The organism is uncultured Marinobacter sp. (genome assembly GCF_913055835.1).
In the GTDB taxonomy this organism is placed as follows: domain Bacteria; phylum Pseudomonadota; class Gammaproteobacteria; order Pseudomonadales; family Oleiphilaceae; genus Marinobacter.
In genome coordinates, this window is sequence record NZ_CAJXKQ010000014.1 from 34733 (window position 1) to 51301 (window position 16569).

The window sequence follows — 16569 nt, forward strand, 5'->3', positions numbered from 1 at the left end:
AGACACAAAAAAGGCAGCCCATGGCTGCCTTTTTCTGCCTGCTGTTCAGCCCTTGGCTGATCAGCCCAGCTTTTCCTTGATACGAGCCGCCTTACCAGACAGGTCGCGCAGGTAGTAAAGCTTGGCCTGACGAACGTCGCCACGACGCTTCACACTGATGCTGTCGATCAGCTTGGAGAAGCTCTGGAAGGTACGCTCAACACCAACACCGTAAGAAATCTTACGCACGGTGAAAGAGGAGTTCATGCCGCGGTTGCGCTTTCCGATGACAACACCCTCGAACGCCTGAAGACGCTCACGGTTACCCTCGGTTACGCGAACCTGAACCACCACGGTATCGCCCGGCGCAAATGCGGGGATTTCCTTGGTCATCTGTTCTGCTTCAAGTTGACTGATGATGTTGTTCTTGCCGCTCATCGTAATGCTCCTGATACCCAATCTGTTAATGCCCTGATCATTCAGAGGCACCCGGTTCGTTCAAAATCTCTTCCAGCAGCTCACGCTCTTCGTCCGTAAATACCCGCTTTTCCAGCAGGTCGGGGCGTCGCTCCCGGGTTCGCCTCAGCGACTGCTTAAGCCGCCAACGCCGGATCTGATCATGGTGACCGCCCAATAAAACATCCGGCACCGCCTGACCTTCGTAAACTTCGGGCCGGGTGTAGTGCGGACAATCCAGCAAACCGTCGGCGAAAGAATCCTGCTCTGCCGACTGCGCATGACCCAGCGCTCCGGGGATGAGGCGCGTAACCGCATCAATGACAGCCATCGCTGCCAATTCGCCACCGGAAAGCACAAAATCACCCAGTGACACTTCCCGATCGACTTCCGTCGCTATCAGGCGTTCATCAACGCCTTCGTAACGGCCTGCCACCAGAATCAGTTGCCGCTCGGCAGCAAGTGACTCGACAACAGACTGATCCAGCGTCTCGCCCTGGGGCGACAGGTAAACCACACAGGGGTTTCCGGGCGCTGCTTCCCGTGCCGCATGGATTGCGTCCCGGAGAGGCTGAATTTTCATCAGCATGCCCGGGCCACCACCATAGGGCCGGTCGTCTACCGTGCGATGCCGGTCGTGGGTATACTCACGGGGATTCCAGCTCCGGAACGTCAGAAGACCATCCCGGACTGCCCTTCCCGTAATACCGTAGTCCGTTACCGCACTGAACATTTCCGGGAACAGACTGACTGCGCCAATCCACACCTGTCAGAACTCCGGATCCCAGTCCACCACCATGCGTTTTGAGTCCAGATCAATGTTCTGAACCACTTCGCCGGGCAGATAAGGAATCAGACGCTCACGCTGATCGATGGAACCTGCCGCAGCCTGCACCACCAGAACATCGTTGGATCCGGTTTCCATAAGATGGTGCACTTTACCAAGGCACTCATCATCGACCGTATACACATCAAGCCCTTCCAGCTGAAACCAGTAGAACTCCCCTTCTGGAAGCTCCGGCAACTCAGCCGTGGAAACCCTGACTTCAGCACCACAGTACGTGCGGGCCAGATCACGGTCGTTAATACCTTTCAGCCTGACAACGATCCCCTGCCCCTGGCGGCGACCTTCCTCAAGCTTGGCCGGAATACGCTTACCATCCAGATCAAGCGTCCAATCGGGATAGTTGAGTATTCCTTCCTTGGGGTCTGTGTAGGAGAAAACTTTAAGCCACCCCTTGACCCCAAATACCGAGGTAATCCGGCCGATCACAGTTTCCTGCGAATTCTGTGTCATGCCATAAACCCCGGCGTCAGTACTGTCTTACTCAGCAGCCTTCAGCAGCTGGGCAACGCGCTCGCTGGTCTGAGCACCCTGGCCAAGCCAGAACTCGACACGATCACGATCAACACGCAGACGCTCTTCCTGGCCCCGGGCAACCGGGTTGAAGAAACCAACGCGCTCAATAAAACGACCGTCGCGGGATTTGCGGCTGTCGGTGACTGTCAGATGGTAGAACGGGCGCTTCTTGGAGCCGCCACGAGCCAAACGGATTGTTACCATTTAACCAATATCCTGTTCTGTTGTACGAACTTTGTACGATTCACGCCTGCCGGAGACCAGCTGACGCGAAGACCCATACTCGAAAGGGGCGCTATTCTATGCTAAAAAAGCGCCGAAGAAAACAGCAAAACCAGTTGTTTCCCCGTTTTCCATGTAAGGCTTTTTACATACGGCCAAACGGAGGCATACCACCGCCTCCACCGCCGCCAGGGGGCATCATGCCACCCATGCCGCGCATCATATTCGCCATGCCACCTTTCTTGCCAAACTTTTTCATCATCTTCTGCATTTGCTTGTGCTGCTTCAGCAGACGATTCACGTCCTGGATCTGGGTTCCCGAACCCGTGGCAATCCGGCGCTTGCGGGAATTGTTAATCACATCCGGGTAGCGGCGTTCTTTGGGCGTCATCGAACAGATGATGGCTTCCATCTGCCCCATGGACTTATCGTTCACCTGTTGCTGCGCCATCTGGGCCATCTGCCCCATGCCCGGCAGCTTGTCGAGCAGGCCACCAATGCCGCCCATGTTCTTCATTTGCTGCAGCTGATCCCGAAAGTCCTCCAGGTCAAAACTCTTGCCCTTCTTGATTTTCTTGGTGAGCTTCTGCGCTTTCTTCTGGTCAAGCTTGCGCTCTGCCTCTTCGATCAGCGAGAGCACATCGCCCATACCCAGGATGCGGGATGCAACCCGATCCGGGTAGAACGGCTCAAGGGCGTCTGACTTTTCACCAACACCCAGGAACTTGATTGGCTTGCCGGTGATGTGGCGAACAGACAGGGCGGCACCGCCACGGGCATCGCCATCGGTCTTGGTCAGCACCACACCCGTCAGTGGCAGGGCATCGTTAAACGCCTTGGCGGTATTGGCCGCATCCTGACCGGTCATGGCGTCAACCACGAACAGGGTCTCAACCGGTTTCACCGCTTTATGCAGCCTACCAATCTCACCCATCATCTGTTCATCAACGTGCAGTCGGCCGGCGGTATCAAGAATCACCACATCAATGTGCTTCTTCCGGGCTGCAGCGATGGCACCTTCGGCGATATCGACGGGGTCCTGATCGGCGCTGCTCGGGAAGAATTCGACACCCACCTCGCCAGCGAGGGTTTCCAACTGACGAATCGCCGCCGGACGGTAGACATCTGCGCTGACTACCAGCACGGATTTTTTCTGCCGTTCTTTAAGGAAGCGGGAAAGCTTGGCTACAGTCGTGGTCTTACCTGCACCCTGCAGACCTGCCATCATAACCACGGCCGGCGGCTGGACGCTCAGGTTAAGGGACTCGTTGCCCTCGCCCATCACCCTCTCCAGCTCTTGCTGGACTACCTTCACGAAGACCTGGCCAGGTGTCAGGCTACGCTGCACTTCCTGACCAATGGCCCGCTTGCGGACGCCCTCAACAAAGTCCTTCACTACCGGCAATGCGACATCCGCCTCCAGCAGCGCCATCCGCACTTCCCGGAGAGTGTCCTTTATATTGTCATCAGTGAGGCGCGCCTGGCCGGAAATCTTGCGCAGACTGCCGGAAAGTCGGTCTTGGAGGTTCTCAAACATGTTGCTCTTCCGTACCCCGGATAAATTGAGTGCGTGAATCGACAGAGCCTGCGTCGACTCCTTGATTCCAGTTGCATAATCGCGACATTATAACCAGACTATCGCCCTGAAACGACCAGCCCGGTCAAATCGGCCCAAACCGGCGCCGATCCTCAGTCAGAACAGTGGTTAATAAGGAAGTCATGGGAACGCTGATTCTCGCGGTCACCTCTCTTTTTCTTTACAGCGTTGGTACCGCGCTGCAAGCCCTGCATTTCAGGGGCCGGGTTCAGAGCAATATTGCCATTACCACCCTGATTGGCGTTCTCGCACTGACCAGCCATGGACTTCTCATCGGCCAGACGGTCCACCATGACGGCGGTTTCGACTTCAGTTTTTTCAAAAGCTCAGTCCTTATTTCCTGGCTGATCGTGTTCCTGCTGCTAGGCCTGAACCTTAAAAAGCCAGTCCAGAGCCTGTTCCTTGGCGTCTACCCCCTGGCCGGCCTTACCATCATCCTTGCCCTGGTTGTCCATGGACCTTCGAGACTGGTGTCGGAGCAAAGCTATGGCATGCTCTCCCATATCGCGCTTTCGGTAACAGCCTACAGTCTCTTCACCCTGGCGGCCATCCAGGCGGTTCTTCTTTACTTCCAGAATCGCCAACTGAAGCACAATTACAACAGCTTGCTGGTTCGCAATCTGCCGCCATTGCAGACCATGGAATCGCTACTGTTTGAAATGGTATGGGCCGGCGTAGTGATGCTGATTCTGGCCATCGTGACTGGCGCCCTCTTTATAGAAGATCTTTTTGCCCAGAACCTCGCTCACAAGACCTTGTTCTCCATCCTCTCTCTGCTGGTTTTCGTAGCGCTGCTTATTGGCCGTTACACCAAGGGCTGGCGTGGAATCACCGCGAGCCGGTGGACCCTCGCAGGCTGCGCGCTGCTGATGCTGGCCTTCTACGGCAGCAAGTTTGTGCTGGAACTGATTTTCCAGCGCGGCGGCTGACCCGCCTTGAACTCCTGGTAATCTCTTGACACAACGCTTGCCAAAACCCTATTTTCGCTACTTGTCAGCAATATAAGGACACCTCTTTTGAACGAAACATCGCTTACCGCGCTGTTTATTCTGCTGGTCGGACTGATCCTTCTCTCCGGTTTCTTCTCGAGCTCCGAAACCGGAATGATGTCCCTCAACCGATATCGTCTCAAACACATGGCCAAAACCGGCCATAAAGGTGCAAAGCGTGCCCAGGGTCTGCTGCAACGCACTGATCAGCTGATCGGCGTCATCCTGATTGGCAACAACTTCGTCAACATCTTTGCTTCGTCGATCGCGACTGTCATAGCCATTCGTGTGTGGGGCGATGCCGGCATCGCGATCGCCACCATCCTGCTGACGATCGTTATCCTGATCTTCGCAGAAGTCACTCCGAAAACCCTCGCGGCGCTGTTTCCCGAGAAAATCGCATTCCCCGCCAGTTACATACTTGGCCCCCTGCTGAAGATTCTTTATCCCATTGTGTGGTCCGTAAACCTTTTTACCAGCGGCATACTCAAGCTGCTGGGCGTTTCCGCCGCAGATGCTGCCAACGACCACCTGAGTCGCGAAGAACTCCGGACCCTGGTAAACGAGGCCGGGGCCCTGATTCCAGCCAAACACAAGGACATGCTTGTCAGCATTCTGGATCTGGAAAAAGTTACCGTGAATGACATCATGGTGCCCCGCAATGAAGTGGTCGGTATCGATCTGGAGGACGACACCGACACAATCCTGCGTCAATTGCGCAGCAGCCAGCACACCCGGCTTCCGGTCTACAAGGGTGACATCAATAACATTCAGGGCATACTGCACCTGCGCAGCGCTTCGAAACTGCTCCAGCAGGAGGAAATCAACAAGGCCATGATCATGCAGCTTTGCCAGGAACCCTACTTCATTCCGGAAAGCACACCCCTGAACACCCAACTGATCAATTTCCAGAAGGGCCGCCGCAGATTTGGCGTGGTTGTAGACGAATATGGTGACGTTCTGGGCCTCGCCACCCTCGAAGACATACTTGAAGAAATCGTCGGCGACTTCACGACGGATTATGCCGCCACCAGCCCCGACATTATTCCCCAGGATAACGGCACCTTTATCATTGACGGCACCTCTGCCGTGCGAACTATCAACAAGGCGCTCGGCTGGAAGCTCCCCACCGACGGGCCGAAAACCCTCAATGGCCTGATTACAGAAACCCTTGAGAACATTCCCGACACCAACGTGTGCCTGAAAGTGGATGGTCATCGGGTCGAGGTGCTGCAAATCAAAGACAACGTTGTTAAAGCAGCTATCGTGCATCCGAAAAAGCGAAAAAAGCGTTCACTTTCGCTCAAGCAATAAAATCCGATATCACCCACCGAGACTGGCGCTATAGACCCTCCGGTTATAGCGCCTCCCGTTCTTGAAAGATCAAAATTTAACCGCCAGCTTGACCCCCGCTGATCCCCCACCAAGACTGAAGGAGCGTGCGAAACAAAAACAATCAAAAGGAATACGTCCATGAGTCTGACACACACGTTTGGCCTGCTCGCCCATCCTGACCAGGAGTGGGAGGCGATTCGTAACGAATCCGAATCCGTCACGAAGCTGTATGCCGGTCACATTCTGCTGCTGGCACTGATTCCGGCTGTTGCCGGCTTCGTCGGAACTACTCAGGTAGGCTGGCAGATTGGAGATGGCCAGATCACCAAACTGTCTGTAACCAGCGCACTCCAGCTGTCCGTCCTTTTCTATGGGGCAATGCTTGCGGGGATCTTCGTACTCGGCAAGTTCATCGATTTCTTCGCCGCCACTTACGACGCGGAGGAACGGACACCCAGAGGTGTTGCGCTTGCCGCCTATACGGCGACCCCCATTTTCCTGATTGGCGTTATCGCCGCTTATCCGAACATCTGGGTGAACATGCTGGCAGGCCTGGTGGCCGTGGCCTACGCGGTCTACCTACTTTATGAGGGCCTCCCTATCCTGATGAAGATTCCGGCGGACAAGGGTTTCATGTTCGCCTCGGCAGTCCTGACAGTGGGCCTGGTTATGTTTGTCGCACTGCTTGCCATCAGCGTCGTGATCTGGAGCATGGGTATCGGTCCGGTTTATGTAAGCTGAACGCACATTATTCGGCAAGTCAGTAACCTGCATGAGGGTGCCAGTTGGGCACCCCATGTTTTTTTGAATTTGCTCCCAGGTTAGCGTTTGGTCATGTTAACTTTAGCTAAAATGCGGTAAATTTAACCAATAACGAGAATTCAAGGATTACCCGCTCGGTCATGTATCCGGTTGAGGCGTAAACAGGAGTCTGCCATGAACAAGCAGTCCGGCATACATTACCTCCGCGAGCACAGGGAAGCCGGAAGTAACAGACCGGTTCCTGCGGAGGTCACCCGCATCCGGGACACTGTTGTCGCCGGACTCGGTGATTTGCTGCAGGGCGCCTTCGACGCCGTCGACGATTCACTGTTCGAATTGGCCAACAATGCCCGCAGCAATAATGAACAGAACCGGTATTTCGAAGCGATGCGTGAAATACGCATCAAACGGAAGGGCGTAGAGCGGCACTTTCAGAACACCGTTGCGCAATACTTCGCCAACCCACCGCATACCGGCCCGCTTCAGGAAGAAAACCTGAGCAAGCAGGCCAGCGCAGACACTCTATCCCTGGTTGGCAATGACGATCTTGAAGAGCAGGTCGCGCTCAACGCCATGATCACCAAGGCGAAAGCGCACTTTCAGGGGCCTCTGCTTCAACTCCAGACTCGTTTCAGCCAGGTTTATCCGGAAGCCACCGACGAATCACCAGTGAATCCGATGGCCCCGGAGCACCTTTGCAGCGCTTTCACCGAGGCCATCCAGGCCCTGGAAATCCAGATTCGGGAACGCCTGATCCTGCTGAAACAGTTTGACCGCTATGTTGTCTCCAACCTGGGCATGCTGCTGGACGAAGCCAATCGCATACTGATCCAGGCAGGTATCATTCCGAACTTCCGTTATCACGGTAAAGCCGGCCAGCAGCATGAGTCCCCCGGAACACAGACCACGGGTTCGGGTAAGGGCGAGCCCGGCAAAACAGACACAGGCTCTCCGGAGGCCAACAGAGAATCTGCAGGCAGCAGCGCCGTCTTCGAGCAGATTCGCCAGATGCTCGCATTACAAAGGGCCAACGCAGGCATACCTCCACGAGCATCCGACCCAGCGGTGAGGGTTATTGCGGACTCTGAACTGGCAAGCCTCCTCAATGCGTTGCCACTTGCCGCTCCTGCTTGGCAGAACCAGAGTGACCTGAGTGATGGCGAGCCGGTAAGTGTCGACTTGAGCCGGCTGGTGCACCAGCTTCTCCAGGAGGAGGCTGACCAAGGTGATGGGCGACAACCCGCACTGAACGAGGTAGATGAAGACCTGATCAACCTCGTCTCTATGCTTTTTGAATTCATCCTTGACGACTACAACCTCTCGGCACCAGTACAGGTTCTCATCAGTCGACTGCAGATCCCGATCCTGAAGGTCGTCATTCGGGACAAGAGCTTTTTCAGTCGGGCGACCCATCCAGCTCGCCGGCTACTCAACTCGCTCGCCCGAGCAGGAATTGGCTGGAGTAATAGTGACGAGAAGTCAAAGGATAAGCTGTACGGCCAGATCCACAACATAGTGCAACGTATTCTGAATGAATTTGATGGCGACGTTTCACTGTTTGAAAGACTCAACCAAGAGTTCGAAGAGTTTCTTGAGCGCGAAAACCGTAAGGCATCACTTGTTGAGCAGCGTACCCGGGAGTCAGAAAGAGGCCGAATCAAGTCTCAGGCTGCGCAACAAACTGTCGACAACCTTCTGAAAGAGAAGGTGTCGCGCTACAAGATGCCGCAACCGGTACACGATATTCTTATGAACGGTTGGAGCCGCGTCCTTTTTCTTGCCTACCTCCGCGACGATGTTGAGCATCGTTGGAATTCGACAGTAAAAGTTGTTGATGATCTCATATGGTGCTTACACCCCCATCAGGAGGATGATGAGAGGGACCAATGGGTGCGGGTGGTTCCAAGCCTGCTGAAGTCACTTAGGTCAGGCCTTGAAGAAGTTTCCTACAATTCGTCAAAGCTTGATGAAATGATGGGACAACTGAAGCACGAGCTTGCCGAAGCTTTCCGAACCAATGCAGTGATTGAGCCGCGCCAAGATGCGGCACCTGTATCTGGGGAGGATGGAGAAAACCAGGCCCATAAACAAACCAGTAAACAGCAAGAACTGGAAGACGCGGCCGTGTCTGAATATGTTGCTCAGATAGATAGCCTTCAGATCGGCAACTGGGTCGAGTTCCGCCTCGTCAACGGTGCCAGCTTCCGGTGCAAGCTCTCCGCCATCATTGACGAAGCAGACTGTTTCGTCTTTGTGAACCGGATGGGACTGAAGGTTATTGAGAAAACCCGAATTGAACTGGCCCATGAAATGCGACGTGGTCGGCTGACCCTGCTTGAGCAAGGCGCGCTGATCGACCGGGCCCTGGATGCAGTCGTCGGCACACTGCGGAGCAAAACCGCCTGACGCCAATGCCTGAAAAAAGCAGTCCTGATGCCCTGCCGGCCACGTACCGGCTGGGGCTTGCAGTATCGCTGGCACTCTTCCTCCACACGCTGTTGCTCTCAGGCATCCCCACACCCATGGAAGAACAGACGGCCTCGCACAGAGAGAGCCTCCGTTTCGAGCTGGTGCCCCCTGGCGTACCTGCAAATGTCGCCACCGCATCTGAAACCCCAAGCCCGAATCAGGACGCACCACGAATTCCGCGTTTTGAAGTAGATCCCCCTGCCCCCGAATCCCCACCGGAGCCGGAGATTGTCACCAGCCGTCAGTCGGAAACCGCGACACCGAGTGAGCAAACCAATACCAGCGTGCGGGAAAGCGAAACTGCACAGTCAAGCATCAGCACCTCTGCGGGAGCGGAACCAGAACGGCCTCCTGAACCCCAGGAAGAGAATGTTACCCGAATAACAGAGTCACCGGCTGAACTGGACCCTTACGTGGTCAAGCTGGCCATCCACCTGGCCCGGGAACTGGAGAAACTGAGAGTACCGGCGATGAGGGAACTGACCAAAACAGTGGTCATGGAAGTGGAACTGCAACTACTCGGAAATGGCGCCCTGACACGGGCAAGAGTACTGAGATCAACGGGTATCAAGAATATTGACGAGGCGGCGTATCGGGCTGCCCTGGCGGCCAGCCCCTACCCCCAACCGCCGCGCGAGGGCGGCAGCCGAAACCGCTTCGAGGTCGAACTGCAATTCACCCCGAAACGACTCTGACCAGCGGCAATCTCAGGCTTCTGCCTGCTTCGCGGCCTCTTTCACAAGCTTGGCCAGTTCGCCGCTCTCGGACATTTCAAGAACGATGTCGCAACCGCCAACCAGCTCACCGTTGATATAGAGCTGGGGATAGGTCGGCCAGCTGGAATATACCTTCAAAGCCTCACGAAGCTCCTGGTTATCCAGGATATTCACAAAGGCAAAGCGCTCACCGCACGCCATTACAGCCTGTACGGTTTTGGCAGAGAAACCACACTGGGGTGCCTGGGGGCTACCCTTCATGTACAGGATGATCGGGTTTTCTTCGAGCTGGCTTTTAATGGTTTCATTGATATCCATGAACATTCACCTCTGTTGGAACAGTCTTGCCACACGGCAATTTTCTTGCCGCTATTGTACACGGGTGCCGAACCCCTCACCAAACACCCTGATTTGACCTCGCGCAACACTGGCAGTTCCAGCCCCGTTACAGCGTTGTCATACCTGCTCCGAAGGGCTAGACTTGATGCCCCATTTTTCAGCCAACGTTCAGGCAATCCCGCCAGCTGCGGGGTTCGTTGAGATAAGGGCCATTGCATGGCGGCAAGACATTTTCTGACATTGAATGACATGACAACCACCGAGCTTGAAAGCCTGGTTGATCATGCCTCGGCATTGCGCAACGAATGGCGGCAAGGCAAGGTTCGGGACTCCCTGAAAAACCGGGTTCTGGCGATGATTTTCGAGAAATCCTCTACACGAACCAGGGTTTCTTTTGAAGCCGGCATGGCCCAGCTCGGTGGCTCCGCAATGTTCCTGTCACCCAGGGACACCCAGCTTGGCCGCGGCGAACCGATTGAAGACTCCGCCATTGTTATCTCCAGCATGGTGGACGCCGTGATGATCCGCACCTTTGCTCATGAAACCGTGGAGCGCTTCGCTGCTGCATCCAGGGTGCCAGTGATCAACGCCCTGACCGACGATTTCCATCCCTGCCAGCTGTTGGCCGACATGCAGACCTACCGAGAGCACCGGGGCAGCATTCGTGGCGCCACGGTGGCCTGGATCGGCGACGGCAACAACATGTGCCACTCGTACATCAATGCCGCCGCCCAGTTTGATTTCAACCTGAACATTGCATGCCCCGAAGGCTACGAACCGGCCGAATCAATGATCAAAGGTCACGAAGACAGGGTCAACGTGGTTCGGGATCCGGCAGAGGCAGCCCGCAACGCCCAACTTCTGGTGACGGATGTCTGGGCCTCCATGGGGCAGGAAGACGAACAGAAGGCCCGTGAAAAAGCGTTCCGTGGCTACCAGATCAACCCGGAGCTCCTTGCTCTGGCCGACAAGGACGCGCTCTTCATGCACTGTCTGCCTGCCCACCGTGGCGAGGAAATCTCGGCAGATATGATGGAGCATCCCGCCTCCGTAGTCTGGGACGAGGCTGAGAACCGCCTGCATGCACAGAAGGCACTGCTCGAATTTCTCATCCTGAACCGGCTGGACTGACTTCATGAGCATAACCGCGCAATCTCCGGCAGACTGGCTGCTTGAAGTCAACAACCTGTCCTGTGGCTACGGCGGGGATTCCGTGGTCAAGGATGTCAGCTTTGCCTTGAGCCATGGCGATATCGGTTGCCTTCTCGGCCCCAGCGGCTGCGGTAAAAGCACCATACTGCGTGCCCTCGCCGGCTTTCTGCCGCTGAGCGGCGGCGAAATCTGCCTTCAGTCCCAGGCCATCAGCCTGCCCGGGCGAACCCTGCCCCCGGAAAAACGGCGGATCGGCATGGTATTCCAGGATTACGCCCTGTTTCCGCACCTGACCATTGCCGACAACGTGGGGTTTGGCCTGCGCAATCTGAACAGAGCGGAAAAACGCCAGAAGGTCATGGAGCTGCTTAACGTCGTGCACCTGCAGGACCTGGCCGACAACTACCCCCATGAATTGTCCGGCGGCCAGCAGCAACGGGTCGCTCTGGCCCGCGCCCTGGCACCCGAGCCCACCTTGATCCTCCTGGATGAGCCGTTTTCCAATCTTGACGCAGATTTGCGCCGGCGGCTAAGCCTGGATGTTCGTGACATCCTCAAGACACTGGGCATCAGCGCCATCCTGGTTACCCACGACCAGCAGGAAGCTTTCGCCATGTGCGATCAGGTCGCGGTGTTACGGGATGGCAGGATCCAGCAGTGGGATGTTCCCTACAACCTGTACCATGAACCGGCGAATCGTTTCGTTGCGAGCTTCGTGGGCCAGGGCGGATTTATCCCCGGCACGGCCCTTGGGCCGGACACCATTGAATCCGAGCTGGGGGTTATCCATGGAAACCGGGCCTACAAATGGGAGCCCGGCACCCTGGTGGACGTCCTGATTCGCCCCGACGATATCGTTCATGACCCCGACTCGGAACTGCAACCAAAGGTGGTTGAGAAAACCTTTGCCGGCACTTCGACCCTGTACCGTTTCCGGTGTTCCGAGGATACGGAGTTCGAAGCCCTGTTCCGAAGCCATTTGGATTTCAATCTGGGCGAGCATGTTCCGGTGCGGGTCGAGGCGGATCACCTGATTGCCTTCGAGCGCACCGCCTGACGCTAGTTGTTGCACACGCGTTCAACGGCATCCAACCAGCCAGCGTATAATGACTCCCGCAAGGCCGGGCGCATCTCCGGATGGAACTGGCGCTCGCATTCCCACAGCCCCGAAATCTGCTCAAGACTTTCGAAAACTCCGGTCTGGAGCCCCGCCAGATAGGCCGCTCCGAGCGCCGTTGTTTCCGTGACCCGGGGCCGGTCAACCGTGACATTCAGGATGTCGGCAAGGAACTGCATCACCCAGTCGTTCACGACCATACCGCCGTCCACGCGCAGCGATTCAAGCCGGGCGCCGTCGTTCTGTATCGCCCGCACCAGATCCTTGGTCTGATAGCAGACGGACTGCAGACCGGCGGTCACAATCTCGCCGATTCCCGTATCCCGGGTCAGGCCCATGATTGCGCCGCGGGCATGAGGATCCCAGTGAGGCGCCCCCAGGCCAGTAAACGCGGGAACCAGATACACCGGATTATCGACTCCGACTGCCTCCGCGTGAGCTGACGATTCATTGGCGTGGGCGATCAGCTTGAGCCCATCCCGCAGCCACTGCATGGCAGCACCAGCGACAAAAATACTACCCTCCACCGCGTAACAGGGCTTTCCGTCCAAACGATAGGCCATGGTGGTCAGCAACCGGTTTTCGGAGCGCACCGCCTGATCACCGGTGTTGAGCATAAGGAAGCAGCCGGTACCATAGGTACTCTTGGCCATGCCCGGGCGAAAGCAGGCCTGCCCCACCAGAGCGGCGTGTTGATCCCCTGCAATCCCGGCAATCATGACCGCGCCCAACCAACGCGCTTCGGCGGTACCATAATCTGCCGCGCTGTCCAAAACCTCGGGCAACAGGGCCCGGGGCACTCGAAACAGGCTCAGGAGGTCGTCGTCCCATTCCTGCCTGTGAATATTGAATAGAGCGGTTCTTGAGGCATTGGTGGCATCGGTATAGTGGGATTTACCATCGGTCAGGTTCCAGAGCAGCCAGCTGTCCACGGTCCCGAAAGCCAGCTCACCAGATTCAGCCCGGCTGCGGGCGCCCTCCACGTTATCCAGGATCCAGGCTATCTTGGTGGCCGAGAAGTAAGGATCAATCAACAGCCCGGTACGCTCGACAACCATGTCCTCATGACCGTCAGATTTCAGTTTGGTACACCAGGACGCCGTTCGACGATCCTGCCAGACAATGGCGTGGTAGATCGGCTCGCCGGTTACCCTGTCCCAGATCACCGTCGTTTCACGCTGGTTGGTGATGCCAATGCCCGCCAGATCCGAGGCCTCAATGCCCGCTTTGTCGAGAACGCCGCGACAGACAGCAAGAGTGCTGTCCCAGATTTCCCGGGCATCGTGCTCTACCCAGCCGTCTTTCGGGAAATACTGGTGAAATTCCTGCTGGTCGGTGGCAACGCTGTTTCCCGTGTGGTCGAAAACAATGGCTCGGGAACTGGTTGTGCCCTGGTCTATGGCGAGCAGATAACGGGTCATGGATGGCCTCCTGTTGTTTTCTGAGATTCTAACAGCAGAGCAGCCGGGAAAGGGTGATCGACACGGAATTTGGGAAAGGGCATAAAAAAAGGGCCGGAAAACCGGCCCTCAAATGACGAATGAAACAAGGAAAGTTCGTAAGAACTACAACCTCAAAAGTCATCCCTTACGCTGTTTATTATTTACCGGGCAGCGCGGAACTTCAGTAGTGCTTGTGTAGTCGCTGTGTTACATCAGGTGAGGTGATGAGTACTGCTTCACACAATTGAGTCAACAGGCTTTTTCCTGGGCCAGACCAGGCTGAATTTCGCGCCGCCAAGTGTGTCGCTCCTGCTGACGAAAGCGTGCCCTCCGTGCCAGTAGAGAATCCGACGGACAATAGACAAACCGAGGCCATAGCCGCCGGAAGTGCGGGTACGGCTGTCATCCAGGCGGGCAAACGCGGTAAATACTTTCTCCCAATCCTGTTCCGGAATACCGGGGCCATCGTCTTCGACGTCTATGCGGCAGTTGTCCTCATCAAAGTGGCAACTTACCAACACCTTGCCCGCAGCGTAGCGACCGGCGTTGCCCACCAGATTCTGGATCGCCCGATGCAGGTAGCGGGGCTCAATATCTGACAACGCCCAGCGCTCGGAGTTTTCATCAATATTACCTTCAATACTCAACTCCGGCCGAACCATCTGTTGCTCGGAAACCACCTGACGAACGATATCGGTGACCGAGTTTTCCTGAAGGGAGAATACCGGGCCACCCTGCTCCAGCCGGGCATAGGTCAGAATCTCGTCGATCAACTCGTCCAGCTCCTGGATATCGCCATCGATGCCATCCAGCTGTTTCTGGAGCGCGGCCTGGTCCTGGCAGTCCTCAATCATCTGGACTCCAAAGCGGATCCGGGCCACCGGAGTGCGTAATTCGTGGGAAACGGCATGGATCATTTCCCGCTGCACCTGCACCAGGCGCTGAATGTGTTCGGCCATCCCATTGAAAGATGAAGCAAGTCGGGTAACCAAGGTTCCTTCACCCGTCTGAACCCGGGCGCCCATTTCACCACGGGCGATTCGAACCGCTACGGACTCAACGGTTCTGAGATTGCTGTCGACTTCCCGGAGCGCAAGGAAAAGAGCAACGGCCAGCACGCCACCCAGCACCAGAACCAGCAGCAGAACCACCGGCCAGGCCCACGCATTAAACGCAGCCGGCATATCAATCCGGTACAGCTCGCCATCGGATAACTGAACGATCACCCGGCCGCAACCGTCCGATTTGTTGGTGTAAAAGGCAAGACCACGATCGGCGACCTGAGCGAGAACGTCAGAGTCCGGCAGCATAGCGGCATCGTCCAGCGGGTGAACTTCAACATCGAGAGACCGGGCCATCTGAGAAGCAACATTGAGACGGTCATCCGCCGGGGCTGAATCAAGATGCCACCGAAAGATCAGCCCAATGGTTTCTGACACGTCCCGATAGGGCTCGTTCAGGCGGAGCTGCAAAACTTCTCCGGCAAGCCCGGTTACCAGAACCCGATACCCCACATCACTCTCGATACCAACCACCTGGCCATAACCAAGCCTCTCCAATGCCACCGGGGAAAGATTGAACCGTGAAGGGGGCCCCACGCGGAGATCCACTGTCGAGGTCAGCCAATGGTACTGTTGTATTGGTGCCGGCGCAGCCGCCAGCCAGCGCATCAGGGGCTCCGGAAAGCGTTCGTGCCAGAATTGTGAGCGCACCGTGTTGATCCCGGTAAACAGCAGAACGCAGAACAGAACAACCAACGCTGTCAGGCCGGCTAGGCGGGCATAGAGCTTGAGGAAGAACTTCAGGGGCATGGTACCAACCCTGGCATGGAACACCGGTGTGCGGGCGAGGGGCACACCGGCTCCAAACACTGAATCGTCAGGCTTCCTTTACGAACAGGTAGCCTTTGCTGCGAACGGTCTTGATGCGCCGCGGATGGATGGGGTCATCGCCAATTTTGGGGCGAATCCGGGACACGCGAACATCAATGGAGCGATCCTGGCCATCGTACTCAATCCCGCGCAAAGCGGTGAAGATTTCTTCCCGGCTGAGAACACGGCCGGCGTTGCTGGCCAGTAACCAGAGCAGATCGAATTCGGCACTGGTCAGGTCGATGCTTTCATCATTCAGCCAGGCTTCGCGCATGGAGCGATCAACAACCAGATCGTTGAACTGGAGACGCACAGGTTCTTCGCCACTCGCTTCGTCACCGGCTCCCTGGCCCGTCTCGGTAACCCGGCGCAGCATGGCGCGTATGCGTGCCAGCAATACCCGAGGCTTGACCGGCTTGCCAATGTAATCGTCCGCGCCCATTTCCAGACCGAGTACCTGGTCCAGATCATCGGTACGGGCGGTCAGCATGATGATCGGGCCGGAATAGAAGGGACGCACCCGGCGGCAAATGGACAACCCGTCTTCACCCGGCAACATCAGATCCAGCACTACCAGATCGGGCTGCTCGTTGCGGATCCGCTCTACCGCAGGACCACCGTGAGTTTCCAGGGAGACAGTCAACCCGTTGCTTTCAAGGTATTCGCGGGTAAGCTCTGCCAACCGCTCGTCGTCCTCGACAATCAGAATTCGCCAACTTTCGTTTGTCTGTTCCACGCCATCCATCTCTGGTTTTGTTATTCC

16 protein-coding genes are annotated in these 16569 nt (G+C 56.4%); 7 read left to right on the forward strand and 9 right to left on the reverse strand.

The window, feature by feature from the left end; translation table 11 throughout:
• Positions 1 to 60: 60 nt before the first annotated feature.
• The 5 genes from rplS to ffh all read right to left on the reverse strand — a co-directional run bounded on the left by rplS (position 61) and on the right by ffh (position 3554).
• Positions 61 to 417, reverse strand: a complete 357-nt coding sequence (gene rplS, locus QZ534_RS09665; RefSeq protein WP_048495327.1) for a 50S ribosomal protein L19 — start codon at positions 415 to 417, stop codon at positions 61 to 63.
• Between the two features lie 37 nt (positions 418 to 454).
• On the reverse strand, positions 455 to 1201 hold the full coding sequence (gene trmD, locus QZ534_RS09670; protein WP_296934046.1) for a tRNA (guanosine(37)-N1)-methyltransferase TrmD: 747 nt from the start codon (positions 1199 to 1201) through the stop codon (positions 455 to 457).
• A 3-nt stretch (positions 1202 to 1204) separates the two neighbouring features.
• Positions 1205 to 1732: a ribosome maturation factor RimM gene (gene rimM / locus QZ534_RS09675; protein WP_296934047.1), complete on the reverse strand. Its 528-nt coding sequence runs from the start codon at positions 1730 to 1732 to the stop codon at positions 1205 to 1207.
• A gap of 27 nt (positions 1733 to 1759) precedes the next feature.
• Positions 1760 to 1999, reverse strand: a complete 240-nt coding sequence (gene rpsP / locus QZ534_RS09680; protein ID WP_069184097.1) for a 30S ribosomal protein S16 — start codon at positions 1997 to 1999, stop codon at positions 1760 to 1762.
• A gap of 163 nt (positions 2000 to 2162) precedes the next feature.
• Positions 2163 to 3554, reverse strand: coding sequence for a signal recognition particle protein (ffh, locus tag QZ534_RS09685; protein WP_296934048.1), 1392 nt, complete (start codon positions 3552 to 3554; stop codon positions 2163 to 2165).
• Between the two features lie 182 nt (positions 3555 to 3736).
• On the opposite strand from ffh, the gene ccsA reads away from it, so the two are divergent.
• The 5 genes from ccsA to QZ534_RS09710 all read left to right on the forward strand — a co-directional run bounded on the left by ccsA (position 3737) and on the right by QZ534_RS09710 (position 9864).
• On the forward strand, positions 3737 to 4543 hold the full coding sequence (gene ccsA, locus QZ534_RS09690; RefSeq protein WP_296934049.1) for a cytochrome c biogenesis protein CcsA: 807 nt from the start codon (positions 3737 to 3739) through the stop codon (positions 4541 to 4543).
• Positions 4544 to 4630: 87 nt separating this feature from the next.
• Positions 4631 to 5917, forward strand: a complete 1287-nt coding sequence (locus QZ534_RS09695) for an HlyC/CorC family transporter (protein ID WP_296934050.1) — start codon at positions 4631 to 4633, stop codon at positions 5915 to 5917.
• Between the two features lie 159 nt (positions 5918 to 6076).
• The gene (locus QZ534_RS09700) at positions 6077 to 6679 is read left to right on the forward strand and encodes a Yip1 family protein (protein ID WP_296934051.1); all 603 of its coding nucleotides are present in this window, start codon (positions 6077 to 6079) and stop codon (positions 6677 to 6679) included.
• Between the two features lie 195 nt (positions 6680 to 6874).
• Positions 6875 to 9106 (forward strand): DUF1631 domain-containing protein, encoded by a 2232-nt coding sequence (locus QZ534_RS09705; RefSeq protein WP_296934052.1) that lies wholly within the window; start codon positions 6875 to 6877, stop codon positions 9104 to 9106.
• 5 nt (positions 9107 to 9111) lie between these two features.
• Positions 9112 to 9864: an energy transducer TonB gene (locus QZ534_RS09710; RefSeq protein WP_296934053.1), complete on the forward strand. Its 753-nt coding sequence runs from the start codon at positions 9112 to 9114 to the stop codon at positions 9862 to 9864.
• A gap of 12 nt (positions 9865 to 9876) precedes the next feature.
• Here the strand turns inward: QZ534_RS09710 and grxD are convergent, their stop codons facing one another.
• On the reverse strand, positions 9877 to 10203 hold the full coding sequence (gene grxD / locus QZ534_RS09715) for a Grx4 family monothiol glutaredoxin (RefSeq protein ID WP_008176261.1): 327 nt from the start codon (positions 10201 to 10203) through the stop codon (positions 9877 to 9879).
• Between the two features lie 237 nt (positions 10204 to 10440).
• Here grxD and argF point away from each other — a divergent pair, with 237 nt between their 5' ends.
• A complete protein-coding gene (gene argF / locus QZ534_RS09720; protein WP_296934054.1) occupies positions 10441 to 11355 on the forward strand; it encodes an ornithine carbamoyltransferase in 915 nt (304 codons plus the stop codon).
• A 4-nt stretch (positions 11356 to 11359) separates the two neighbouring features.
• Complete coding sequence (locus QZ534_RS09725; protein ID WP_296934055.1) at positions 11360 to 12433, forward strand: ABC transporter ATP-binding protein; 1074 nt, start codon at positions 11360 to 11362, stop codon at positions 12431 to 12433.
• 2 nt (positions 12434 to 12435) lie between these two features.
• Here QZ534_RS09725 and glpK read toward each other — a convergent pair whose 3' ends face one another.
• The 3 genes from glpK to QZ534_RS09740 form a co-directional block, all read right to left on the reverse strand.
• Positions 12436 to 13914 (reverse strand): glycerol kinase GlpK, encoded by a 1479-nt coding sequence (gene glpK, locus QZ534_RS09730; protein WP_296934056.1) that lies wholly within the window; start codon positions 13912 to 13914, stop codon positions 12436 to 12438.
• Positions 13915 to 14171: 257 nt separating this feature from the next.
• Entirely contained in the window at positions 14172 to 15806 is a 1635-nt protein-coding gene (locus tag QZ534_RS09735) for an ATP-binding protein (RefSeq protein ID WP_366935816.1), read from the reverse strand.
• A 7-nt stretch (positions 15807 to 15813) separates the two neighbouring features.
• Positions 15814 to 16551 (reverse strand): response regulator, encoded by a 738-nt coding sequence (locus QZ534_RS09740; protein WP_088829104.1) that lies wholly within the window; start codon positions 16549 to 16551, stop codon positions 15814 to 15816.
• Positions 16552 to 16569 lie beyond the last annotated feature (18 nt).